General features: G+C 60.0%; 20 protein-coding genes. 6 read left to right on the top strand and 14 right to left on the bottom strand.

Translation table 11 applies throughout. From position 1 onward, the window contains the following. Positions 1-64: 64 nt before the first annotated feature. Positions 65-1252, bottom strand: coding sequence for a transaldolase (locus NW826_RS11915; protein WP_414510230.1), 1188 nt, complete (start codon positions 1250-1252; stop codon positions 65-67). Between the two features lie 255 nt (positions 1253-1507). Further along, positions 1508-2497 carry an RluA family pseudouridine synthase gene (locus tag NW826_RS11910; RefSeq protein WP_414510229.1) on the bottom strand — a complete coding sequence of 330 codons (990 nt, stop codon included), beginning with the start codon at positions 2495-2497 and terminating at the stop codon, positions 1508-1510. A 276-nt stretch (positions 2498-2773) separates the two neighbouring features. Between NW826_RS11910 and ppsA the strand changes: the two genes are divergently transcribed. Next, positions 2774-5239: a phosphoenolpyruvate synthase gene (ppsA, locus tag NW826_RS11905; protein ID WP_414510228.1), complete on the top strand. Its 2466-nt coding sequence runs from the start codon at positions 2774-2776 to the stop codon at positions 5237-5239. Positions 5240-5302: 63 nt separating this feature from the next. Continuing rightward, positions 5303-6571, top strand: coding sequence for a dihydrolipoamide acetyltransferase family protein (locus NW826_RS11900; protein ID WP_414333104.1), 1269 nt, complete (start codon positions 5303-5305; stop codon positions 6569-6571). A gap of 30 nt (positions 6572-6601) precedes the next feature. Here the strand turns inward: NW826_RS11900 and NW826_RS11895 are convergent, their stop codons facing one another. Both NW826_RS11895 and lipA read right to left on the bottom strand, forming a co-directional pair. Beyond that, complete coding sequence (locus NW826_RS11895) at positions 6602-7714, bottom strand: DUF389 domain-containing protein (RefSeq protein WP_414510227.1); 1113 nt, start codon at positions 7712-7714, stop codon at positions 6602-6604. Between the two features lie 77 nt (positions 7715-7791). Then, positions 7792-8682, bottom strand: a complete 891-nt coding sequence (gene lipA / locus NW826_RS11890; RefSeq protein WP_414333108.1) for a lipoyl synthase — start codon at positions 8680-8682, stop codon at positions 7792-7794. Between the two features lie 174 nt (positions 8683-8856). Here lipA and tkt point away from each other — a divergent pair, with 174 nt between their 5' ends. Further along, on the top strand, positions 8857-10857 hold the full coding sequence (gene tkt, locus NW826_RS11885) for a transketolase (RefSeq protein ID WP_414333110.1): 2001 nt from the start codon (positions 8857-8859) through the stop codon (positions 10855-10857). A 289-nt stretch (positions 10858-11146) separates the two neighbouring features. Here tkt and NW826_RS11880 read toward each other — a convergent pair whose 3' ends face one another. Beyond that, the gene (locus NW826_RS11880) at positions 11147-11509 is read right to left on the bottom strand and encodes a hypothetical protein (protein ID WP_414510226.1); all 363 of its coding nucleotides are present in this window, start codon (positions 11507-11509) and stop codon (positions 11147-11149) included. Between NW826_RS11880 and NW826_RS11875 the strand changes: the two genes are divergently transcribed. Then, on the top strand, positions 11508-11933 hold the full coding sequence (locus tag NW826_RS11875; protein WP_414333112.1) for a hypothetical protein: 426 nt from the start codon (positions 11508-11510) through the stop codon (positions 11931-11933). The genes NW826_RS11880 and NW826_RS11875 overlap by 2 nt on opposite strands. Positions 11934-12191: 258 nt before the next feature. Next, on the top strand, positions 12192-13238 hold the full coding sequence (locus NW826_RS11870) for a hypothetical protein (RefSeq protein ID WP_414372494.1): 1047 nt from the start codon (positions 12192-12194) through the stop codon (positions 13236-13238). Between the two features lie 153 nt (positions 13239-13391). Here NW826_RS11870 and NW826_RS11865 read toward each other — a convergent pair whose 3' ends face one another. The 8 genes from NW826_RS11865 to psbV all read right to left on the bottom strand — a co-directional run bounded on the left by NW826_RS11865 (position 13392) and on the right by psbV (position 22157). Further along, positions 13392-13658: a hypothetical protein gene (locus tag NW826_RS11865; protein WP_414333116.1), complete on the bottom strand. Its 267-nt coding sequence runs from the start codon at positions 13656-13658 to the stop codon at positions 13392-13394. Next, complete coding sequence (locus tag NW826_RS11860; protein ID WP_414333117.1) at positions 13655-13960, bottom strand: hypothetical protein; 306 nt, start codon at positions 13958-13960, stop codon at positions 13655-13657. The genes NW826_RS11865 and NW826_RS11860 overlap by 4 nt, the downstream gene beginning before the upstream one ends. A gap of 21 nt (positions 13961-13981) precedes the next feature. Next, positions 13982-15811 (bottom strand): proline--tRNA ligase, encoded by a 1830-nt coding sequence (locus NW826_RS11855; protein WP_414510225.1) that lies wholly within the window; start codon positions 15809-15811, stop codon positions 13982-13984. 108 nt (positions 15812-15919) lie between these two features. Then, positions 15920-19072: a translation initiation factor IF-2 gene (infB, locus tag NW826_RS11850; protein ID WP_414510224.1), complete on the bottom strand. Its 3153-nt coding sequence runs from the start codon at positions 19070-19072 to the stop codon at positions 15920-15922. Positions 19073-19456: 384 nt separating this feature from the next. Beyond that, complete coding sequence (locus tag NW826_RS11845) at positions 19457-19774, bottom strand: YlxR family protein (RefSeq protein WP_414333122.1); 318 nt, start codon at positions 19772-19774, stop codon at positions 19457-19459. A gap of 43 nt (positions 19775-19817) precedes the next feature. Continuing rightward, the gene (locus tag NW826_RS11840; protein WP_414333124.1) at positions 19818-20945 is read right to left on the bottom strand and encodes an HD-GYP domain-containing protein; all 1128 of its coding nucleotides are present in this window, start codon (positions 20943-20945) and stop codon (positions 19818-19820) included. A 145-nt stretch (positions 20946-21090) separates the two neighbouring features. Beyond that, positions 21091-21615, bottom strand: a complete 525-nt coding sequence (gene psbV2 / locus NW826_RS11835; RefSeq protein ID WP_414333126.1) for a photosystem II cytochrome PsbV2 — start codon at positions 21613-21615, stop codon at positions 21091-21093. After that, positions 21615-22157 carry a photosystem II cytochrome c-550 gene (gene psbV, locus NW826_RS11830; protein ID WP_414333127.1) on the bottom strand — a complete coding sequence of 181 codons (543 nt, stop codon included), beginning with the start codon at positions 22155-22157 and terminating at the stop codon, positions 21615-21617. Before psbV ends, psbV2 begins: the two co-directional genes overlap by 1 nt. Before the next feature lie 306 nt (positions 22158-22463). Between psbV and NW826_RS11825 the strand changes: the two genes are divergently transcribed. Then, on the top strand, positions 22464-23351 hold the full coding sequence (locus tag NW826_RS11825; protein ID WP_414510223.1) for a hypothetical protein: 888 nt from the start codon (positions 22464-22466) through the stop codon (positions 23349-23351). Between the two features lie 30 nt (positions 23352-23381). On the opposite strand, the gene NW826_RS11820 is transcribed toward NW826_RS11825, so the two are convergent. After that, on the bottom strand, positions 23382-24488 hold the full coding sequence (locus NW826_RS11820) for a hypothetical protein (protein ID WP_414510222.1): 1107 nt from the start codon (positions 24486-24488) through the stop codon (positions 23382-23384). Between the last annotated feature and the right edge of the window lie 127 nt (positions 24489-24615).

The raw sequence follows: 24615 nt of genomic DNA, 5'->3' as shown, positions 1-24615 counted from the left end.
AGCAACTGGGGCAGAAGAAGAGACAAAAATCTCGCCGTAAAGCGGATGGGGAAACCCCACCCGCCTACGCGGTGGGGTAGTTCATGTAGACGGCTGCCCCTAGGCCGACCAGCATTTCTTCGGGGGTAATTTTGCCATCTTGGTTGGTGTCGAGGGCATCGAAGACGCGATCCGCCCCCATCCACTCCTCGCGGGTAATGAAGCCATCCCCATCCAGGTCGTAGATGCGGAAGACATCCTGGGCGGCGTGGGTAATCGTTTCCTTGGCGCCCTCCAGCTTCTGTAGCCGCTCGGTGAGCAGTTTTTCCAGCACCTCCAGCGCCTTGGAGAAGCCCTGGATCCCTTCTTCCAGCTTTTCTGAAGCCATGCGGTTTTCCCGGTGCATCTGGTCGAAGGTGGCTCGATCCATCACCAGACGCGGGATGTCCATTTTCTTAGCTTTTTCCGGATCCAGTTTGCGCTCCAGGTGGCCTTCGGTGTTTTGCAGCTCCGCCAAGAGAACTGGCGAGATGGTAAGCAGATCGCAGCCGGCCAGCTCGATGATTTCCCCAATGTTGCGGAAGCTGGCGCCCATCACTTCCGTCGGGTAATCGTATTTGCGCAGATAGTTGTAGATCTGGGTTACCGACTGCACGCCCGGATCTTCAGCAGGGGGATAGCTCTCCCGGCCTGTGTGTTTTTTGTACCAATCCAAGATGCGGCCCACAAAGGGCGAGATGAGGGTTACCCCTGCTTCCGCACAGGCAATGGCCTGGTGCAGGCCAAACATCAGAGTCAGGTTGCAGTGGATCCCTTCTTTTTCTAAGATCTCGGCGGCGCGGATCCCTTCCCAGGTCGAAGCAATTTTAATCAACACCCGCTTGGGATCCGCCCCTGCCGCCTTGTAGAGCTCGATGAGGTAGCGGGCCTTGGCTACGGTAGCCTCGGTGTCGTAGGAGAGGCGGGCATCTACCTCGGTCGAAACCCGACCGGGGATGATGGAGAGAATGCGCACGCCAAAGGCTACCGCCAATTCATCGATGGCGTGGGCCACTACGGTTTTGGTGTCGGCTTTAGATCCCAGTTCTTGGCGGGCCTTGAGCAAGGTCTCATCGACAATGCCCTGGTACTGGGGCATTTGGGCGGCTGCTGTGATCAAAGAGGGATTGGTGGTGGCATCCTGCGGCTTAAAGGTCTCAATGGCGTTGATATCCCCCGTGTCGGCCACCACGACGGTCATCTCTCGCAACTGTTCCAGCAGGCTCTTGCTCATACTCCCCTCCTTAGCTATCGCGCTTCTGCGACCCAGTCCTAGTGTCGCCCACCCAGGCAAGGGATCCCGGTAGATGTGAGATTGTCTTAATTGTCTGCCCCACCGGTGTGGGGACAACTCTAAACAACTCACCCGGCAAAAACACTTCCAACTTCTCTAAAAATTTACTGAAGGTTGAAACTTCCTGGTCACGGGGATCAGCATGAACCCTGATTGGACAGGCCAGACAGGGCCGAGAGCGACCCTAGAAGCTGCCTATCCGGCCTGGCTGCGCAACTGCCGCAGCAGCCGCTCGAACTCTTCCGGCAGAGGGGCAGTAAACTGCAGCGGCTGGCCGGTGCGCGGGTGGACAAAGGAGAGCTTCCAGGCGTGGAGAGCTTGGCCGCTGAGTTTGACGGGGCTGGTTTTGCTCTGGGTATAGAGGGGATCCCCGACAATGGGCAGGCGCAGGTGGGCGGCATGCACCCGAATTTGATGGGTGCGGCCGGTCTCCAGTTCAAACTGCATCAGGGTGTAGTTGCCCAATCGCTCCAGCACCTGCCAGTGGGTTACCGCCGCTCGCCCTTGGCCAGAGGGCAAAACCGCCATCTTCTGCCGCTCCACCGGGTGGCGGCCAATGGGGGCAGAGATCGTGCCTTGGCTCTGGGCTGGCCGGCCAAACACCACCCCTAGGTAGATGCGCCGAGCAGTCTTGGCCTGGATCTGGGCCTGCAGATGCTGGTGGGCCTGATCGTGTTTGGCAATCACCAGGGCGCCGGTGGTGTCCTTGTCGAGGCGATGGACGATCCCTGGGCGCAGCTCGCCGTTGATCCCGGAAAGGCGAGGACAGTGGGCCAGCAGTGCGTGCACCAGCGTGCCGCTGACATGTCCAGGAGCAGGATGCACCACCAGGCCGCGCGGCTTGTTGATGACCAGCAGATCCTCATCTTCGTAGAGAATGTCTAAGGGGATCCGCTCCGGCTCCAAAGTTGTAGGGGTGGCTGGTGGGATCCGCACCTCAATCTCATCCCCGGCTTGCAGGGGGCGATCCTTATCCAGGCAGGGCCGCCCATTGAGCCAAACCTGGCCCTGGCGGATGAGCTGCTGCAGGCGCGAGCGCGACAGCTCCGGCAGTTGTTCCGCCAACCCCCGATCCAGCCGCAAGCCCTGCTGTTTTTCCGTCACTCTTACCTGGCGAATTGCTGCCACCGGATCCCTGGGGCCTTCCATTTGCCCTGTTTCGGCAAACTGCTGCTTTGAAAACATTGTGGCAGAGCGGTTACTTTTGCATTAGGTAAAAAAGGGCGAAGATTTGTGGCAGCTTTTTCAGCCGGATCCTGGCGAGAACGCCTTTGTCTCATCCCCTTCTCAGCCTTCTCTGGGGGCGTTGCGCCGGGATTCTAGCCCCAGGAAAACCCTCAGTACAGTGGGGGTATAGACCCTCAAAGCTAGGCCAGGTCCTGGCCAGGGGAAGTTTTTTGCTACACACAACTATCACAACACTTATTCACGCTTGCTCTGATGGGCATAAGGAGACAAAGCATGTCGGATGGAGCAACGCTGGGATCCCAGCTTCAACAATCCCCTCACCGCCAGCTTGGCTCAGAGCCACCCTTGGTTGTGCCCCTCATAGAGGTGGGGCTGCGGGACGTGGCCCAGGTGGGTGGGAAAAACGCCTCTCTAGGGGAAATGCTGCAGCAGTTGACCCCCAAAGGAATCCGCGTGCCCCTGGGGTTTGCCACCACTGCCCATGCCTATCGCCAGTTCATCGCCGCTGCCGGCCTCGAGGAGAAGCTGCGGGAGATCCTCAAAGACCTCGATATCGAGGATGTGCGGAACCTGCGCGAGCGGGGCAAAGCCGCCCGCACCTTGATCCTGCAGACGCCTTTCCCCCCAGAGTTGGAGCAGGCCATCAGCGAAGCCTACCAGAAGCTGTGCGAGCGCTACGGCCCCGATACCGATGTGGCGGTGCGCTCCAGCGCCACAGCAGAAGACCTGCCGGATGCCAGCTTTGCCGGCCAGCAGGAGACCTACCTCAACGTGCACGGGATCCAGGCAGTGCTGAATGCCTGCCACCGCTGCTTTGCCAGCCTGTTTACCGACCGGGCCATCTCCTACCGCCAGATCAAGGGCTTTGACCACTTCCAGGTGGCCCTCTCGGTGGGGGTGCAGAAGATGGTGCGCTCGGACTTGGCCTGTTCGGGGGTGATGTTCTCCATCGACCCAGAAACGGGCTTTAAAGACGCAGTGCTGATCACCGCTGCCTATGGGCTGGGGGAAAACGTGGTGCAAGGCATCGTCAACCCCGACGAATACGTGGTCTTCAAACCTACCCTAAAGCAGGGGCTGCGCCCCATCCTCTCCCGCAAGCTGGGCAGCAAGGCCCTGAAGCTGGTCTACGACGAGGAGGGATCCCGTTCCACCAAAAACGTGCCCGTCCCCGAGAGCCTACGCCGCCAATATGCCCTGCAGGACGACGAGATCCTAGAGCTGGCTCGCTGGGCCTGCCTCATCGAGGAGCACTACTCGGCGCTGCGGGGCCGCTTCACCCCCATGGACATTGAGTGGGCCAAAGACGGGATCACGGGCGAGCTGTTCATCGTCCAGGCCCGCCCCGAGACGGTGCAATCCCAAAAGGCCACCAACCGCCTCAAGACCTACCGCTTTACGCAGACGGAGGCGCGCCCCGACCCCCTGGTGCGGGGACGGGCGGTGGGAGAGGCCATCGGCCAGGGCACAGCCCGTGTCATCTTGGATGTGCGCCGCTCGGATCAGTTCCAGGCCGGCGAGGTGCTGGTGACGGAGAAAACCGATCCCGACTGGGAGCCGATTATGAAAAAGGCCAGCGCCATCGTCACCAACCAGGGGGGCAGAACCTGCCATGCGGCCATCATTGCCCGCGAGCTGGGGATCCCGGCCATTGTTGGCTGCGGCAACGCCACGCAGGTGCTCCGCTCCGGCGATCCCATCACCGTCTCCTGCGCCGAAGGGGAGGAAGGGCGCGTCTATCCTGGTCTATTGCCCTATGAGGTGACGGAGATCCCGCTAGAGGAGCTGCCCCGCCCCCGCACCCAACTGATGATGAACGTGGGCAACCCGGAAAAAGCCTTTGGCCTGAGCGAGATCCCTTGCGACGGCGTGGGTCTGGCGCGGCTGGAGTTCATCATCGCCAACCACATCCAGATCCACCCTCTGGCCTTGATCCACTACAACGAGGCGGTCAAGGAAGAGCCGAGCCTGGCGGAGCTCACCGCCCAGTATGCCGACAAGCCGGAGTACTTTGTAGACAAGCTGGCCCAGGGGGTGGCCACCATCGCCGCTGCCTTCTACCCCAAGCCGGTGATTGTGCGCCTGTCGGACTTCAAGAGCAACGAATACGCCCACCTGCTGGGCGGATCCCGCTATGAGCCCCACGAGGAAAACCCCATGATTGGCTGGCGGGGCGCCTCCCGCTACACGGATCCCCGCTACCGCGATGGCTTTGCGCTGGAGTGCCGGGCCATGAAACGGGTGCGGGACGAGATGGGCCTGACCAACGTTATCTTGATGATCCCCTTCTGCCGCACCCCCGAAGAGGGGCACAAGGTGCTGGAGGAGATGGCCCGCCACGGCCTGGTGCGAGGGGAAAACGGCCTGCAGGTGTACGTCATGTGCGAGCTGCCCAGCAACGTCATCCTGGCCGACGAGTTCTGCCAGATCTTCGACGGCTTCTCCATCGGCTCCAATGACCTCACCCAGCTCACCCTGGGGTTGGACCGCGACTCGGCCCTGGTGGCCCACCTTTTTGACGAGCGCCACGAGGCCGTCAAGCGGATGATTGCCCAGGTGATCCAGACGGTGAAAAGCCACGGGCGCAAGATCGGCATCTGTGGACAAGCCCCCAGCGACTACCCTGACTTTGCCCGCTTTCTGGTGCAGCAGGGGATCGACTCCATCAGCCTCAACCCAGATTCCCTGCTGAAAACCCTGTTGGTGGTGGCCGAGGCGGAAGCTGCCGGCGCCCACTAGGGGAGTGCGCCGGGATCCCGTCTGCTGGGTTACAATCTTCTCTGCTGTGTTGCCACCCCCGCCATGATCCACGAACTCTCCATGCCGGCCCTCAGCTCCACCATGGAAACGGGCAAGATCGTTGCCTGGCTGAAGAACCCCGGCGACCGGGTGGAGAAAGGGGAAAACATCCTGGTGGTGGAGTCGGACAAAGCAGACATGGATGTGGAGTCCTTCCACAGCGGCATTCTGGCCAGCATCCTCATCCCAGCCGGGGAATCGGCGCCGGTGGGCGCCCCCATCGCCCTCATTGCCGAAACCGAAGCGGAGCTGGCCGAGGCCCAGGAGAGAGCCAAGGCCCTCTCTAAGGGTGCTGCGCCGGCGGCTACCCCTAGCGCGGCCTCTGTCCCCACCGTTCAACGGCCAACCCCTGCGCCTGCGGCAAGCCCCCCCTCCACGCCCCCAAGTGGCTCCGACGGAGCTGGATCCCAGCGCATCCTGGCTTCCCCACGGGCGAAAAAATTGGCAGAAAGCCTGGGGGTTGACCTGCGCACGGTGCGCGGCTCCGGCCCTGGTGGGCGCATCGTAGCCGAAGATGTGGAGCGGGCCGCAGCTCAGCCCGCCTCTGCCCCGGCGGCAGCTCCTTCCTCGGTCACTCCTCCCCCCGTCTCTGTGCCCCTGGGAGAAGTGGTTCCCCTGAGCACCCTGCAGGCGGCGGTGGTGCGCAACATGAACGCCAGCTTGGGCGTGCCGGTGTTCCACGTCGGCTACACCATCACCACTGACAGCCTGGATCAGCTTTACCAACAGGTAAAACCCAAAGGGGTAACGCTGACGGCCCTTTTGGTCAAGGCTGTGGCCGTGACTCTAGAAAAGCACCCCCTCCTCAACGCCAGCTACACCGAAAACGGGATCCATTACAAAGCCGACATCAACATCGCCGTGGCGGTGGCCATGGAAGATGGGGGCCTAATTACCCCTGTGCTCAGGCAGGCCAACCGGATCGATCTCTACGAGATCTCCCGCCGCTGGAAGGATCTGGTGGAGCGGGCGCGGCGCAAGCAACTGCAGCCGGAGGAGTACAACAGCGGCACCTTTACCCTCTCCAACCTGGGCATGTTTGGGGTGGATCGCTTCGACGCCATCCTGCCTCCCAACCAGGGATCCATCTTGGCCATTGGTGCTGCTCGCCCCACCGTGGTGGCCACGCCGGAAAAAGCCATCGCCATCCGCTCCCAGATGCAGGTTAACCTCACCTGCGACCACCGCGTCATCTACGGTGCCCACGCCGCAGCTTTCTTGCAAGATCTAGCCCAGTTGTTAGAACAAAAGGTGGGATCCCTGACGCTGTAACCAGCCCATCCGCCAATTAGTAGGCAAGAGTTATTCCCTTTGATCGGGGGGGAAAGTTGTTTCTGGAGAGTTCACCTCAGGCTCCTCTGGGGCAAGCGTTTCTCGGCGCACCTCCTGGTCTTGTACCACCTGAAAAATCAGGGTGAAAGGGCGACCCACCTCAGCTTCCACAAACTCTTCTAGTAGTGCCACCTGTCTCGGTGTGACGGGCTCGTCCGCTCGCACCGACAGCACCACCTCCGGCGGATCGGCTACCCAGTTAAACTCGCTGCGCAAGAGGGTTACCCGTTGGAATGTAATGGTTCTGTTGAGCAGAGCGGTTCGTAGCGCCAATTCCAGCCGAGATTGATACAGCAGTTGGGTCATACTGGTTGCCAGCGGCACCAGCAACAGCATCACCAGGCCAAACACCCAAGCCAATCCAGAACGGGCCTTGTGCAAAGGGGCGTAGCCCATCACCAAAAAGGTGAGCATACAGGCCAAGGCAATTCCCAACAGGTTGGTGGAATAGAGGAGCGCCGCCCCCAGGCTGATCTCCCAGTCTCCACGGGCCAACCCTAAGCCAATCACACACACCGGCGGCATCAACGCCACAGCAATCGCCACCCCTGCCAAACTGTCGGCGATCTCTTTGCGCACCCTGGCAAAAGCGCCGATTCCCCCTGCCGCTAGCGCCACTCCCAGATCCAATAGGTTGGGTTGAGTGCGGGCCAAAATTTCGCTGCCCCAGTTGGGAAGACCTACCCATCGCCCCAGCAGGAAAGATACTCCCAACCCAATTCCGGTTCCCACGGTCAGAGATAGGATACCTGTCCGAAACAAGACTACATTCCCGTCCAAAGCCCCCATGGCCATGCCGCGAATCGGCAACATCAAAGGAGCCACGATCATCGCCCCAATGATCACAGCCGGGCTATTGGCCAGCAAGCCCAACGTGGCAATGACACAGGAGCCAAGCACCAACATCAAGTAGTTGAGGCTGAGGCGAGACTCCCGCATTAGCTCCAGCACCAACTCGGCATACTCTTCTGCACTGACCAGGGGCAGCCGCCAGCGGAAGGGCTGTAGCCAACCCTGAGGTGAAGGAACCAAGCCATTTTCTGAGCTGCTGCCAGTAAAACGACGGATCCTGTTCATGTCCATGATTGGGTTCCCTTGGCGCTGTCAAGAACAGACCAGCCTTGGGCTTTCAGCAGTCTAGCTTGGCGGAGAATCGGGGCTCACGATCCTCCTTTGGGAAAGCGCCGCATCAGGTCTTGCACGGCTTCAGCATGGTAGGAGCTGCGGGTTAGAGGCGAAGACACCACCTGCAAAAAGCCCAGCTCTTCCCCCACTTGCCGCCAGTGGTCGAACTCTTCGGGGGCGACATAACGCTCCACCGGCAGGTGTTTGGGGCTGGGCGCCAGGTATTGGCCAAGAGTGAGGATGTCGCAGCCCACCCGGCGCAGATCCCGCATCACCTGCAAAATCTCCGCGGCGGCTTCTCCCAAGCCCAGCATCACCCCCGACTTGGTGTAGAGGCCGGGATCCCATTGCCGCGCCAGTTCCAAAAGCCGCAGGGAGCGCTCGTAGTTCCCCTGGGGGCGCACCCGCCGGTAGAGGCGGGGCACGGTTTCCGTGTTGTGGTTGAGCACCGTTGGGCGGGCGGCGAGAATTTGCTCCAAGGCCTGCCAGTTGCCGCACAGATCCGGGATCAAGACCTCGATGGTCGTCTGGGGCCTGCGGCGGCGGATTTCCGTGATGCAAGCAACAAACTGGCTGGCTCCGCCATCCGGCAGGTCGTCCCGATTCACCGAGGTGATGACCGCGTGGCGCAACCCCAAGCGTTCCACCGCTTCTGCCACCCGCAGCGGCTCAGTGGGATCCAAGGGCAAAGGCCGTTTGGTGAAGTCGATATCACAGTAGGGGCAGGCGCGGGTACAGGCCGGGCCCATGATCAAGAAGGTGGCGGTGCCGTTGGCAAAGCATTCCCCTAAGTTGGGACAGGAAGCCTCTTCGCAAACCGTGTTCAGGCCCAAGTCCCGCAGCAGTTGCTGGACAGACCCGGCCCGTTGGGGGGCTTTGGCCCGCAGCCAGGGCGGTTTACCGCTAGGCGAAGAAACAGCGCTCAATGAAAACCCTCCAACCAGAAATGGCGGCAAGCGTATCTCTCAGCTTAGCCTGTCATTTTGCCCGGCCGAGACCGGCCCAGGCCAATTCCCAGCTCGATGGATCCCCACTGGTTCGGAAGCGAGACCCAAAACACGGCATACTGGAAAGCGAATGTCGAGCGATAGGGATCCCACATGGTTGTTGCTGCTCCTCCCTCTCTGGAACAACTTGCCATCAACACGATTCGTTTTTTGGCGGTGGATGCTGTTCAGAAAGCCAACTCCGGCCACCCCGGCCTGCCGATGGGGGCAGCACCCATGGCCTATGTGCTTTGGCAGCAGTTTTTGAAGTTCAACCCCCGCAACCCCAAGTGGGTGGATCGAGATCGCTTTGTCCTCTCGGCGGGCCACGGCTGCATGCTGCAATATGCCCTGCTGCACCTGACGGGCTTTGATGTCAGTCTGGAGGACATCAAGCAGTTTCGCCAGTGGGGATCCAAAACCCCCGGCCACCCGGAAAACTTTGAAACCCCCGGCGTGGAGGTGACCACCGGCCCGCTGGGACAGGGGGTGGGCAATGCGGTAGGGCTGGCGATTGCTGAGGCCCACCTGGCGGCCCGCTTCAACAAGCCCGGCCACACGATTGTGGATCACTACACCTACGTGATCCTGGGTGATGGCTGCAACATGGAGGGGGTGGCCTCGGAAGCGGCCTCGCTGGCCGGCCACCTCAAACTGGGCAAGCTGATCATGCTCTACGACAGCAACCACATCTCCATCGACGGCAGTACGGAAATTGCCTTCACCGAAGATGTGGGCAAGCGCTACGAGGCCTACGGCTGGCACGTGCAAAAAGTGGAGGATGGCAACCACGACCTGAAGGGGATCGCCGAAGCCATCCAAAAAGCCAAGGAGGTCACCGACAAGCCTTCTTTGATCATCGTCGAGACCACCATCGGCTACGGATCCCCCAACAAAGCCGGCAGCGAGAGCGTCCACGGGGCGCCCCTGGGGCCGGAAGAGGTCAAGCTCACCAAACAAAACCTCGGCTGGCCGCTGGAGCCGGAGTTCTACATCCCCGACGAGGTGCTGGCCCACTTCCGCCAGGCCATCGATAAAGGGGCCAAAGCCGAGGCGGAGTGGAACGAGCGCTTTGCCGCCTACGAGAAGGCCTACCCGGAAGAGGCCGCCGAGTTCAAGCGCATCATGGCCGGGGAGCTGCCTGCGGGCTGGAAAGAAGCGTTGGCTCCCATTGCCGAAACTGGCAAAGAATCCACCCGCAACCTCTCCAAGTTTTGTCTCAACGCCCTGGCCAAGGCGGTGCCAGAGCTGCTGGGGGGATCCGCCGATCTGGCCCATTCCAACATGACCTACTTGAAGGGGATCCCGGAGTTTCAGGCCGGCTCCTACCACGGGCGCAACTTCCGCTTCGGGGTACGGGAACACGGCATGGGAGCCATCGCCAATGGCATGGCTCTGCACGGCGGCCTCATTCCCTACGACGCCACCTTCTTGATCTTCACCGACTACATGCGGCCGGCCATCCGCCTGTCGGCCCTCTCGCGGGCGCGGGTGTTGCACGTCATGACCCACGACTCGGTGGCTCTGGGAGAAGACGGCCCCACCCACCAGCCCATTGAGACGCTGGCCTCCCTGCGGGCCATCCCCAACCTCTACGTCATCCGCCCGGCGGACGCCCGCGAGACGGTGGGAGCCTACCAGGTGGCCCTCGAGGCCATGTCCACCCCGTCGGTGCTGGTGTTTACCCGGCAGGCGGTCAACCCCGTGGAAGGCACCTCCATTGAGGGGGTAGCCAAGGGGGCCTATGTGGTGGTGGATGCTCCCAACCCGGAGCTCATCTTGATTGCCACTGGCTCAGAGCTGGAGCTGGCGGTGAAGGCTGCTGCTCAACTGCAGCAGGAAGGCCGAGCGGTACGGGTGGTTTCCATGCCCTGCATGGAGCTGTTCGAGGCCCAGCCTCAGAGCTACCGCGACTCCGTCTTGCCCCCCAATGTTACCAAGCGCATCTCCGTCGAGGCGGGATCCACCTTTGGCTGGCACAAGTACCTGGGCTTTGAGGGGGTGGCCATCGGCATCGACCGCTTCGGCGCCTCCGCCCCCGGCCCTGTCTGCATGGAGAAGTTCGGCTTTACGGTGGAGAATGTGCTCAATACCGCTCGTCAGCTCCTAGGCTAGGGTTTTTGCTCCTCCGGCCTGAGCCCAGCAGGGATCCCTGCTGGGTCTTTTTTGCTGCCCGACGGTGGCACAACTTGACAAGACTTAGCGAAGGCTGACAACTTGTTAGCAGGACTTGCAAAACATTGCGGTTGTTTCAAGCAAGGTTGAGACACTTGCTCCCCCAACCCTTTTCCCCTTGTGGGAGAAGGGAGCGAGAAAGTTGTTTCATAGTTTCATAGCAGGGAAAACGTTGGCTTCCAGCGATAGGCGGATGTTCTTGCGCCAACTTTGGGTCTGACAGCTCGGCCTACTGCAGGAAGCCCGCCAGTAGAATGACCACTCCCCCCACGACGGCCAAAATCGTCAGTACCCGGCCCGCGTTGGCACTGCCCTTCCAGGAGTAGCTTTTCTCTGGTTTTTCCGGTTCTTCTGGCATAGCCATGCCTCCCTTTGCAGCGTTAACTTCCTCCCATGGGATCTTAAGCTGGGCGGCGCAGCGATGGCCCTTGTTGGGGCCTACCCTTGAAAAAACAGCGGCCATCTGGCCCGGCCAGCCCTCTTTGGGAACAATACAAGCAGGCGAGGAAGGACATCCCAATTTTGTCCAAGGGGCGTTCTGAGGCAGAAGCATGAGGTACGCGAAACGAAGCAAAAGAATCGGCTTGATCATGGCCGCTTTGTCAGCCTGGGTGGGTGGACACCGTGCTGTCGCTCAGCCTGCCTTTCAGACGGTGCCGCTGCCGCGCCTGCCGGTGGGTGTGGATCAATCGGTTTTCGATCGCCCGGTGGCCCGCTTCAACCCCAACCTGCCTGCCGAGCTGGTGATCCGCAATCGCACCGGCCTGCCTCTGGAATACGGCTTTACCGATCCGCGCCAGAACGTATCGGAACTGGCTGCCGGAGAAACCTTGCGCCTGAGCAACCTGCCCATCCCCAATTGCATGGCCATCAACACGCCGATGTTGTCCCCCGTGGGCTACCGGGTGAGCGTGGATCCCTTGAATGTCATCACCGTAGAAGTGCGCCTGGTCAACGATGTCTCCGGCGACCATTGTCTCGATTTACAAGAGACAGGCGCTATTTTCGTGAATTGATGCCAGCTTGAACGGGCAAAATGTAGCCTCTGGGCTTTCGCGGCTGCTTTCTCATCCTTGCCCTAGGCGTTAGATGGCAGTTAACCTTACTTAAATCTGACACTGGGGTTGGGTCTAGGGGAGAGCCAGCCGGAGGTGTAGGCGTATCGACAGCAATCGACCCCTGTGACAGGATGCAAACAGGAGGTCTAGGTTGACTTTGCTCCGCCTCTGGGCTACTCACCTATAGGCCAGCTTAACCTTATTTTGGATGGTCTCATGAGCGATAACTTGTATTCTTGGTTTCCCCGTGCCTTGCTGATCGGCGCTGCTGTTGTGGGGTTGTCGGGCCTGCCGGCAAGGGCTCAGCAAATTACGGATCCCAACCCGGCTCAAGCGGCCACTAATGTGGAGCCCACCTCGCCGATCTCGGCTTCTTTTCGTAGCCAAGATGGGGTCAGCGTGCGCCCGGAGACGGTGCGGGTTTTTCTGGACGGCAAAGATGTTACTGCTGAGTCGGTGATTACCCGGGATTTCTTCACCTACCGTCCTGCCCAGCCCTTGCCGCCGGGACGGCGGGAAGTCCTGCTGGAGTTCACCAACACCCAGGGGGTGACCCGCCGTGTTACCTGGAGCTTCACCGTGGGTAGCCCCGTCCGCGCCTCTATCGACCTGGTGGATCACAACGCCGGCAATCGCCCCTTGGCCGCGGGCGAGATCCTGCTGGTAACTGTCAAGGGCACTCCCTCCAGCCGAGTAACCGTTTACCTTGTCCAGGACGGACGGCAGGTGCAAACTCTGCCGGCTCAGGAAGTTTCCAGCGGCACCTATGTGGTCAATGCCTTGATTGAGCCGAAGGATACTACCCGTGAGGGGATCGTCATCGCTCGCTTAGAAAACAACGGCCAGGTGCGCTTTATGACTGCAGAGCATCCGGCCCGCCTGATCGAGGGGGCTACTGGGGGGATCCAGCGGCTCACCACCCAAGAGGTTTCCGCGACGATCAGCCCCTCCAGCCTGCTGCCCCAGATCACCAACTTGCGCGATGGGGATCGGGTTGCCGGCTCTTCCTTTACGCTGCAGGGCACCACGGCTCCCAATGCTTCCGTGCGGGTGAATGTAACGGCTTCGACCTCGCTGGGGGGCATCATCAGCGCCCAACAGACGGTGACCAACCAAACCGTGCAAGCCGATGCCCAAGGCCGCTTCACCGTTACGGTGCGGCCGCCCATTCCGGCCTCCGGCACCGTGTATCAGATCAATCTCACGGCCACCTCTGGCAACCAAACCAGCCCGACGGTGACCTTGCGCCTCACCCAGCAGTAGGCTGTCCACTTGGTTGGACTGAGGTTGTCGGCCTGCCGGTCTGGCAGTGGCGGCCAAGCTCCCCTCTCCCAGAGGGAGAGGGGCTGGGGGTGAGGGCTCACCTCTGGGAGAGGGGCTGGGGGTGAGGGCTGGGAGAGGGGTTGGGGGTGAGGGTCAATCGGAAGGCGGCTGAGAGACTTTTGGGTTCTCAGAGTTTGCAGTTGGCAGGGCCTCTTGGACGCGGGTTGGGGAAAGAGAAGACCGCTGTTGCCAGCGCCACAGGATCCCGGCCATGACCAAGGTGGGCGAGACGATCATGGCGAGGATCACCGGCAGGGTCTCCGGCAAGGCCAGATAGGGGCCACCGTATTTGATCGCCGCGCTGATAACCGCAGCGGCCACCATCAATTGCAGGGCAAACCAGAGGGTTTTGGGTTTCATGGTTGGCTGGGATCCCCTACCATGGCCGTGAGGATGCCGGCAACGCTCTCCAGATCTTCCGGTACTCGGTACAAGGTCAAGTCTTGTCGGATTGTCTGTGGATCCCCAAGGATCTGTCCGAATTGCCAGATAGATCCGATGGTGACGGCGCCGTAGATCTGCGTTTGCGGCTCCACCTGGGCCAGGGCGATCATCTCCACCGCCATTTGGACAAAAGCCCGCGTCAGATCGTCCTTTTTGGCTTCCACCACCAGCAGGATGTTCTTGCCGCGCAATAGATAATCGAGGCTGCCTTTCAGCATTGGTGACGACAAAAGCCCTACTCAAGCTGGCACGGCTAGGGCAGCAGCAATCCGCTCTTTCAGGGTAGCCACCACTTCCTCAATGGGAATTTCTACCGCTTGGCCGGTGGCCCGCTCGGCCAATTCCACCTTGCCCTGCTTAAGACTGCGCCCGGTGGTAAGGCGGTAAGGGATCCCGATGAGATCCGCATCTTTGAACTTGACGCCGGCCCGCTCGTCCCGGTCGTCCCAGAGGGTCTCGATGCCGGCAGCAGCCAGTTCCTGCACCAACTTTTCCGCCACCTGCATCTGCTCCGGGTCGGAGACGTTAGGCACCACCACCACCACGTGATAGGGGGCAATGGCCACCGGCCAGATGATCCCATGGGCATCGTGGGATTGTTCCACCGCCGCCTGGGCCAGGCGCGATACCCCAATGCCGTAGCAGCCCATCCACAGCGGCTGCTCGACGCCCTGCTCGTCGGTAAAGGTGGCCCGCATCGGCAGCGAAAACTTGAGGCCCAACTGGAAGATGTGCCCAATCTCGATGCCACGGGCGGTTTCCAGAATCTGGTCGGGGTTGAGCAGACAGCGATCCCCCGCCTGGGCTTTGCGCACGTCCACCACCTCCGGCAGAGGGTACTGCTCGCCCCAGTTGGCCCCCACCACGTGCCGCCCCACCTGGTTGCTGCCGGTTACAAAGTTTTTCAGCAGGGCTGCCGTCTGGTCAACTAGGCGCAAGATCTGAGGGGCAAAGTGTTTCTGCCGGCCCAGGCAGCTATCCGGTAGGTCGGGGGCGATGTAGCCCACCGGGATCGGATCCCCTTGCCAGCTTTTCTGGATCTCCGCGTCCGCCAGGGTGAGGGTGAGCAATTTGTGGGCCTGGTAACGCTCCGCCAGACGGCTGAGGTGGTTGGCCAGTTTTACCTCATTCACCTCTTGATCGCCGCGAATGCTCAGCAGCACCACCACCCGCAGGCCGTTGTCGTAAAGGGCTTGGTAGAGGACGTTTTTGACAATCAGAGTGGGGGAGATCTTCAAGAAATCGGCCAGCTTCTCGATGGTTTCGGTTCCCGGCGTGTCCAGAACCTGGAAGGTGGTGTAGGGGGAGTCTGCTGCCGGTGGCGGAAGGGAGACGGCCTTCTCCACATTGGCGGCATAAGAGCCATCGGGGGTGTAGAGGATCTCGTCTTCGCCGGCAGAGGCCAACACCATAAACTCCTGAGAAGCCGCGGATGGCCCGCCAATGGCTCCGGCGTCGGCATCCACCACGCGAAACTCCAGCCCGCAGCGGCGCAGGATGCGGCTGTAGGCCCGGTACATGTCCTGGTAGGTCTGGCGCAGGCTCTCTTCGTTGGCGTGGAAGGAGTAGGCGTCTTTCATGATGAATTCCCGCCCACGCATCAGGCCAAAGCGGGGCCGGATCTCGTCGCGGAACTTGGTCTGGATTTGATAGAGGGTCTGCGGCAACTGGCGATAGGAGCGGATCAGATCCCGCGCCAGCAGGGTGATCACCTCTTCATGGGTGGGGCCCAGGGCCTGCTCGCGTCCCTGCCGATCTTTGAGGGCAAACATGATCCCTTCGGCTTGGGTGTACACGTCCCAGCGGCCCGATTCCCGCCAGATCTCCGCCGGCTGCAACTGGGGCAGCAGACACTCCTGAGCGCCAATGGCGTTCATCTCTTCCCGGACAATGTCCGAGATCTTCTGCAGCACCCGCCAGAGGAGCGGCAAATAGGTGTAGATCCCCGGGGAGAGCCGCCGGATAAAGCAGCCCCGCAGCAGCAACTTGTGGCTGGGCAGTTCTGCTTCGGCGGGATCCTCCCGCAGCGTCACAAACAACATCTGGCTCAGTCTCTGGCTCTGTTGCATCCATTTCCTCCCTCTGGCCACTTAAGATTTTCTCCATTGCTTTGGGGGGAAACTCTCCCCAGGGATCCCTTGGGGCTGGGATCCCTGAAACTCTACCACCGGCTGCGACTAGGCAGGAGCCAACGTCCGCCGCTTGGTGACCATCTGGTAGACCTCGATGATGTCGCCTTCCTGCCAAGCGTGGAACTTCTCGATGCCGATCCCGCACTCGAAACCGGCGGCCACCTCCCGCACGTCGTCTTTGAAGCGCTTCAGAGAATCGAGACGGCCCTGGTAGACTACCTCCCCTTTGCGGCGAACCCGCACCAGAGCATTGCGCTGCACCTTGCCGGAGAGCACGTAGCTGCCGGCAACCGCACCGCGGCTGATGGGGATCACCATGCGCACTTCCGCTTGGCCCAAGGGCTCTTCCACCTCCTCCGGCTCCAGCAGGCCCTCCATCGCTGCCCGCAAGTCGTCCAGCAGGTTGTAGATGATGTCGTATTCGCGCACATCCACCCCCTTGTCGTCGGCAGCCTGCCGCGCGCCGGGAGCCAGGGTGGTGTTGAAACCCAGGATGATCGCGTCGCTGGCCGCCGCCAAATCCACGTCGGTCTCTGTGATCTCCCCGGGGGCCGCCAGCAGCACCCGCAACTGCACTTCCTCTTGGGGCAAATCCCGCAGCGCTGTCTGGATGGCCTCGGCGGATCCCTGCACATCCGTCTTGATAATGAGGTTCAACTCCTTGAGCTGGCCTTCTTGGGCCTTGGCAGAAATGCTGCCCAAGCTGACGCGACGAGACAGCAGCGCCTGTTGCAAACGGGTTTGCCGCAGCGCCTCCGCCCGCTCTTGGGCAATGCGACGGGCTTCTTTTTCGTCGGTGTAAACCTGAAACTCGTCACCGGCTGCTGGAACCTCATCCATACCCAGCAGTTGCACCGCCGAAGATGGCCCGGCCTCTTGCAATCGCTGACCGCGATCGTCCATCATCGCCTTGACCCGGCCCAAGACGGCACCGGCCACCAGGGTATCGCCCACCCGCAGGGTGCCGTTCTGCACCAGCAGAGTCGCCACCGGGCCGCGGGCCTTGTCCAGGTGGGCTTCGATCACCGTGCCGCGGGCGGGCCGGTCGGGGTTGGCCTGCAGCTCGGCCACATCGGCCACCAACAGGATCATCTCCAGCAGGGCGTCCAGGTTGCGGCGAGTGAGGGCGCTCACCTCTACCATGGGTGTATCCCCACCCCACTCCTCTGGCAACAGCCCGTGTTCCGCCAACTGCTGCTTGATGCGCTCCGGCTGGCTGCCGGGCTTGTCGATCTTGTTGATGGCCACGATGATCGGCACCTGGGCCGCACGAGCATGGCTGATCGCCTCCAGCGTCTGCGGCTGCACCCCGTCATCGGCAGCCACCACCAAAACGGCAATGTCGGTGACGCGAGCGCCGCGGGCGCGCATGGCGGTAAAAGCCTGGTGGCCGGGAGTATCTAGGAAAACTATGCGCCGCTTCTGGCCTTCAAAGTCCACATCCACGTGGTAGGCGCCGATGCGCTGGGTGATCCCGCCAGCCTCGCCCTGGGCCACCTTGGTGTCGCGGATGGCATCGAGCAGGGTGGTTTTGCCGTGGTCTACGTGGCCCATGATGGTCACCACTGGCGGACGCAAGACCAGATGGTCGATGTCCTCCACGTCCAGCATCTCGGTTTTTTTGACTTCGGATTCTGCCTTTGGCCGGCGAACCTCGTACCCAAACTCTGTGGCTACCGACTCGGCCAGCGACTCGTCCAAAACCTGGTTGATGGTCACCATCACCCCCTTGAAAAAGAGGGTTTTGATGATCTCAGTTTCGGCCACACGCAGGCGGTGGGCCAATTCCTGAACGGTGAGGCTGCCCTCCAAGAGCAACACCTTCTCTGCCGGCAAGGACTCCGTCTCGCCGACACGAACAGCAGTGTTGGCTTCGGCGGAGGTAGATGGCTGCTGCGAGCGGGCAGCGGGACGGGGACGGGTAGTGGGAGCAGCCGTTGCCGCAGGTGGACGATAGGAAGGAGGCTTGGCAGTAGGACGGGCCAAGGGCTTGAGGGCGTTCAGCTCAGCCTGCTTGACCGCCGAAATGACGGCCATGGGATCCAAATCCAAGCCATCCCCGTCTCCTTCCCCTCGTCTGCGGCTGCGTTTGCGCTTGGCCTGAGTGCGGCTGGCCCGTCGTTCGAGGGCTTGCAGTTCCTCGTCCTCTTCTTCTACCGTCTTGCGCTTGATTTTGGGCGCAGCAGGCCGCACGGGAGCTTCAGCCAACACCGGGGTGGGGCGTTCCTCAGGGATCCTTTCTGGCAAGGGAGTGGCGGCATCCGGGTCGAGGGGGGCTGGCTTGGCCACAGGACGGGTAGGAGGCCCCACCAGTTCTATCCGCCGCTGTGGACGAGGAGCTTCACCGGCTTTGCTGCTGCCGGAGCTCTCTTCCTTCTTGACTGCCGGCGGGCGCGGCTCAGGGCGACTGCTGGGACGAACGGGTGCGCCCACCAGTTGTGGACGCGGGCGCTGTGCAGGCTGATGAGAAGGCGCTTTCTCTTCTCCAGGCCGAGGGGCACGGCTGAGGGATGGGGCTTCCGGGGGGCGAGGGAGCTCAGAAACCTGTTGCGGAGATCCAGGACGCTCTGCCGGTGGTTCCGTCTCGGTGGCAGCTCGTCGAGGGGGCGTGAGCACAGTTGGGCGCTTGGGCACAGGACTGGGTTCCGAGCTGCTGGCTTTGGCCGTTGTAGGCTCAGGGCGAACGGGAGGAGCTGCCGGTTGAGGCAGGCTCTCCGGCTTTTGGGCGGCCTCAGATGAAGGGGCAGGGGAGCTGACTTGTCGCCGCGGCGGGCCGATGAGCTGAGCGCCACCGGCGGAGACTCGCTCAGGTCGAGACAGGGAAGGTTTGGCAGCCGGCGGAGCGGCAGCGGGGTTGGCCTCGCCAACTGGGGCTTGCTGCTGAGCAGGTGCAGGGCGGCGAATGCCGACGATCGCGCTGGCGGTGCCGGGCCCTTTCTGGGGAGGGCGCTCACTGGCTTTGGCTTCAGCAGGAGGCTCCGGCGGCGGGTTGTCCCATTGGGGTTTGGGCCGGGGCTGAGAAGGTTTCACAATGCGGGGGGCGCCCAGCTTGCTGCGCACCAACTCGGCTTGCTCCGGAGAAATGGTGCTGCTGTGGGTTTTGAAAGGGATCCCCAGTTGCTCACAAACCTCCAACACATCCCGACTGTCGCGCCCCATTTCCCGGGCAATGTCATAAAGTCGAACTTTATCGGTCATTCGTCTGCTAGCCTCTGCTCCTTTCTACTTGTCAGTTTTACTATCCAAATAATTAGTGAGTAGGACTGAACCTGTTGGGTGTGTGGGCGCTTCCTCCGGTACATCGACAGCGTCTCGGCGATCCTTCAAGGACGCAGACTGGAGGGAATCTAAGTCCGAAGCTGCTTTGGAAACATCCGCAGAGGACATAAAGTTAAGACAACCGGGGAAGGAACCAACATCAACAGCGCTTTTAGAATAACCTTTCTGCGGCTCATACAGACCAGCCTCGGCCGACCCAGCCAACCCCCATTCTGACAGTTGAGAGGGGCTGCCGTGTAGTTCACAACTGGATGAACCTAAAAAGGTGTCTCAATATCTTACCTTGGCCAATTCTGGAGCTGCCTAGGTTTTGTCTGAAGCACTGGCCTCCGGAGGTGATGTTTCCCAGGGGCCTTGGGCCTCAGAATCGCGCAGCAGTTGCTGCTCCAGCCGCTGAAACACCGAATCGGGCACAGGTGCTTTGAGGGCTCTGCTCATCTGTTGCTTGCGTCGGGCTGCCTGCAAACATTCTAGCCGGCGACAGACATAGGCAGAACGCCCCATACCCTGATCCAAAAGCACTTGGTGGGAGTCAAATTGTCGAACCAGCCGCCACAATTGCGAGCGAGGAAACAACTGGCGACAGCCTACGCAACGACGCAACGGATCGGCACCCAGCAAAAGGCTCTATCCTGCCAACACAACACAAATAACCCTCTTCAGCCTACTTCAGATCCGGCAGGCGCGATTGCAGAAACTCAAAGAAACGCTCCACCAAGTAGGGATCCCGCCATCCCCTTGCCGTCTCTTCCCGCAGGATGCCCATGGCCTCTTGAACGGTGAAGGCTCGCTTGTAGGGTCGCTCCGAGGTAAGGGCGTCGTAGATATCGGCAATCTGGAAGATGCGGGCCACGAGTGGAATCTCTTCTCCCTTGAGGCCGTCGGGATAGCCGCTGCCGTCCCAACGCTCGTGGTGGTGACGGATGAGGGGCAGCACATCCTTCATGGTGCGCAGCGGGCGGCAGATTTCCTCTCCGATCAAGACGTGGGATTTCATCACTTCCCACTCTGCCGGCGTATGTTTGCCCGTTTTACCCAAGATGGCATCGGGTATGCCCACTTTGCCGATGTCGTGCAGGTAGCCTCCCCAGGTCAGCACCTTGATCAGGGGACGGGGTAGCTGGAGAAACTCGCCGAAGCTCTTGGCCAGTTGTGCCAGGCGCTCACAGTGATCCCCAGTGGTGGGATCCCGACTTTCTACGCTGCGGGCAATGGCGAACAAAACCTGGGCAGCATGATCCAAGTCTTCATTGAGGTGCTTTTGGCGAACGAGGGAACGCACCCGCGCCAACAATTCCGACTCGTCAAAGGGCTTGCTCAAGAAATCATCGGCTCCAGCCTCGATGCCGCGCACGCGATTTGTGCGGTCGCTGGCCGCTGTGATCAACACCACCGGGATCAGGCGCGTCTCCTCATCAGCTTTGATGCGGCGACAGACCTCGAACCCATCCAACCCCGGCATCATCACATCCAGCAAGATCAGATCCGGCTGGAAGGTTTGCAACATCTGCAGGGCTTGATGGCCACTTTCGGCCTCGCTGACCCGATAGCCAATGCTCTCCAACAGATCCCCCAGCAACAGGCGACTGTAGGGCTGGTCATCCACGATCAGTAGGTGGCCAGCCTCAGCCTGATCCGCAGCAGGTGTAACGGGGATGCCAACCGTTACCGGCATCTTGAGTTCGGTCGATTGGGCAGGGGAAAAGCTGCTCACCATACATCGCAGTTGCAACACCTCTAGGCTAATCCCACTGCCAAAAGCAGAACATCGGTCTTTGTACTGAGCTCTCATCGATCCAAGGCTCTGGGGGCGTCGTACAGGGTCCACCCAGATATCCCGGCAATCCGCTTCTGGGTACAAACGGCCCAGGGCGCGCGTGTCCTCTGGGCATGGTGGTCTGGGGAAAAAGAGCCGGGATCAGCTCAGTTGGCAGCCCTCAACCGACATCGATCAACTCATGGGATCCCCAGCCGGGGGCAACCTGAGCCGCTCTGAGAATAAAGGCAGCCAGATTTTTCAGGGCTTCGTCGTCCATCCAGGAAGGGGGCACGGGGCGGCATCCATAGCTGAAATCCGAGCCATCGTAGCTGCGGGGATCCCTCTGATACTCCACCAAAGCTTGAATCGTATCTCGGGGTGGGGTGGCACCGCGCAAGTCCTTCAAGGAGAGGGAAATGTTGGGAGCTGGCAGGGTGGAGCCGCCCACATGGCAGTTCAAGCAGGCGGACTGAAAACGATTTTTGCCATCCGTGAGCTGCTCTGGAGTAAAGGTGAGGGTGCGCCCTGTGGCGTCTAGAGGTAATTCCACCGGGCCGCTCACCCGCAAATACTGGTTCACGTAGGGGTCAATGCGGGCCGCCACCGGGCTGGCAAGCCCCAGCACAGCCAGGATCCCGACCCAGATCCAGAGGCGGGACGGGATCCGACAACCCATAAGCAACTTCCGAACCAGACGCAGCATCAGAGGTAGGCCGACAGGTCGCTGTGGCTTTCGCTTTTGGTGCCGCCCCAGCCGGGGGAGGTTTTGGCTTGCACCAAAATATAGCCGGCAATCAACTTCAGATCCTCATCGGTGAGGTTGCGCAGGCGAGGATACTCGCTCAGAAGCTGAGTGTTGGGATGATACTCAACCAGGGATTCGGCCCCGTCATAGGTGACCGGGTTTTTGATGTAATCCACAATCGCCAGCACATTATCCCGTGGAGGAGTTGCCCCCTCCAGATCCGAAAGCTTCAGGCTCACATCTGGGTTGGGATAGGTCTGGCCCCCCACATGGCACTGGGCACAGGCTTTGTTAAAAAGTTGCTTGCCTCGGGCTAACTGTGCTTCGGTAAAGGTAATGGACTCAGTGGGCGACAGAGCCACCGCAGGAATATCCTTGGCCGCAAACGCTGGAGCCAGCCCCCAGCTCAGCCCAGCCATCAAGGCAGCCAAGAACAGGACAAACAACCGATGACGCCCTGGCAGCAGCACCTTCTGAAAAGAAAAAGCTTTGCTAAACATGGTTCTCCTTAGATCAGCTAGTCAAGAGGAGAGGTCGGCTCCACTCCAGCCACAAACCCGACAACAGGATCAAGAATAGACCATTGAGAGATCATTTGCAGACGAGATCCGGGATCCGCATCGGTTCCGCTTGCCCTGGCTGTTAAGCTTGATCACGGAGCTAGGGCCTGTTGGAGCTGACTGTGTTGCAGCCTGGTCGAGGGGCGGGGAGCTGAGCGGGTAATATAGAGCTTGGCTTGCTTGCCCGGCAGCATAGAGCAGGAGATCTCGCCAGACTCCGTCCCAGGTTTTCGCAGGATTGCCCCCATGTCCTCTGTCCGATTTCAGCCGTTGCGGGTGGCTTTCACCTGTGCGGATCCCAGCCAAGTCCAAATGCCCGTTGCCGAGTTGCTGGCAGCGTTGCCGGCCTCGCCGCTTCTGACCTACACTGACCCGGAAGCAGCGGACTTGCGGGTAGAGATGCTGCCCGATGCCATCTACCACTTCTATCGGCGGGGGGAAGAAGTGGCTCTGGCCGCCTTTCGGATCCCGGTAAAAAAGCCACAGGCCCTGCCCCGCAAGCTGGTGCGGCTGCTGGAGCACGTGGCTGCTTTTGGCAACCTCCTCAACCTGCAACCTGCCACCGATGCTTTGAGCAGCATCCTAGAGGTGGAGTTTCTCCAACTGGAAACGCCGGCAAGCAGCTCTGCCCCTGCCGAAGTGAGCCCCCTGCCGCGGGATCCCCAGGGACAGGTGCAAATCCAGGCAGGCCGCAACCTCGCCATCGCCCTGCGCAACAGAGCCCCCACCCCCGTGCACGTCTATGTGGTGGTCTTTGACGAGCGGCGCTACAGCGTGGATTTGGTTTACCCCTATCAACCGGATCTGCCCGCTCGTTTGCGCCCCAGCGAGAGCCTGCTGATCGGCTCTGGGCCCCGCTACCTGCTCCAGATGCAACTGCCCGAAGGCGCAGATATGGCGGTGGATCGCTTCAAAATCTGGGTCAGCAGTACCAGTATGCAGCCGGGCATCATGGCGATGCCCCCCCTAGGACAAAGACTGGAACCCCCCTCTGAGGATCCCTATGGGGCCGGATCCCGGCTGGATCGGGAAGTTCGGCTGGCCATTTTGGGCAAGGCAGGCAGCACGCCCATGCCGGCTTTTGCCGAGGATCCCTGGTGGTGTGTGGAGCAGGCTGTCAAAATTGTGGCTTGAGCTAATGCGCTTGGGTGCCTTTCAGATTTCTCAAAGATGACTTTTTAGGATCCCCTCAAAGGTAGCCTCAACCTCATCAACGCTGATGACTGATAAATGATAGAGGGAAGATAGACTGGTTTTTACATCTTGGCTAACATCGGTTAAAACCATGAAAACTTGGTTTTTCTGGAGACCGAGGTCAGAAGCAATCTTGGAGTACTTCTGTACTTTGTCTTGGTACTCGCCTGTCTTTGATTCCACCCAGTAGAATTGATCGTTAATATGAAAGAAAAGATCCATTTCAAAATCAGCTCCATTCGGCAAAGTAACTTGAGCATTTGTTATGTAAGAGAAATCAATCTTTTCAGCTTGACTTGCAGCAAGGCAGATCAGCTTATCCCTAACGTATCTCTCTAGCCATTTTCCTGAGAGAAAATTTAGTGCTTGGGACGACCTACTGGGTCTTGCTACCAACAGATACCTGGGTGCCTTAAAGTATCTGTACTCTTCTAAAAATGCGATTCCATGTAACTCTTTGGCAACCTGGCAAGTTGAGCTGATTACTTGTTGAGGCTCGTCTTTAAGGTTTATTGAGAAAGAGTTTCCGCTATTCATATTTGATTTAATCATTCCATAGAATCTTTTAATCAAAGAATATCGATTGCCCATAAAGGCAGCTATTTGATCTAATTTTTCCTCTTTTTCTTTCACATCTATGCTTTTGATTTTTATGTTTTTTGAGCTTAAGAATAATTCTATCTTTGATACGTCGACCTCTAATATACCGGCGGCAGCGATCTCCTCTTTATCTCTCGGTACATCGTCTGTTAGCCTAGGCTCTGGTGTTTCATGACTGGCAACCTGCTCATTCTGAGAGCTCTGATCTGTAGTTTGAGATATCTCTAATCTGGGAGAACTTTGGATAGCAATCCGTAGTCGCTGATAAATATCTTTAGTTTCTTTCACTAAGTTTTCCAGGATGGCTCGCTGATCATTTAGCTGCTCATTATGTTCGGAAAACTTTACAGATATAGCCTGCAGAAGATCCCTACTCCAACTTTGCAGCAAATCTTGGTGACTATCTACAAGACGAGATCTAAGCCCTTTGAGATCGGCTTGAGTAGCCTGTAACTTCCGAGAAATCTCGTCTGCCAATCCTTCGACCAGTTTGGTTAAGGTTTTGTTGGCGTTGTTGAGTTCTTGGCTGTGTTGCCTTAAGTGTGAAGATACAGCCTGTTAATTTAAAATAGGGTACAGGTTTCAAGAGGAAGGAGAGAAGGGA

The sequence above is a fragment of the Synechococcus sp. OH20 genome, from assembly GCF_047502685.1.
Classification (GTDB): domain Bacteria; phylum Cyanobacteriota; class Cyanobacteriia; order Thermostichales; family Thermostichaceae; genus Thermostichus.
This window is presented reverse-complemented; position numbering and strand designations above follow the sequence as displayed.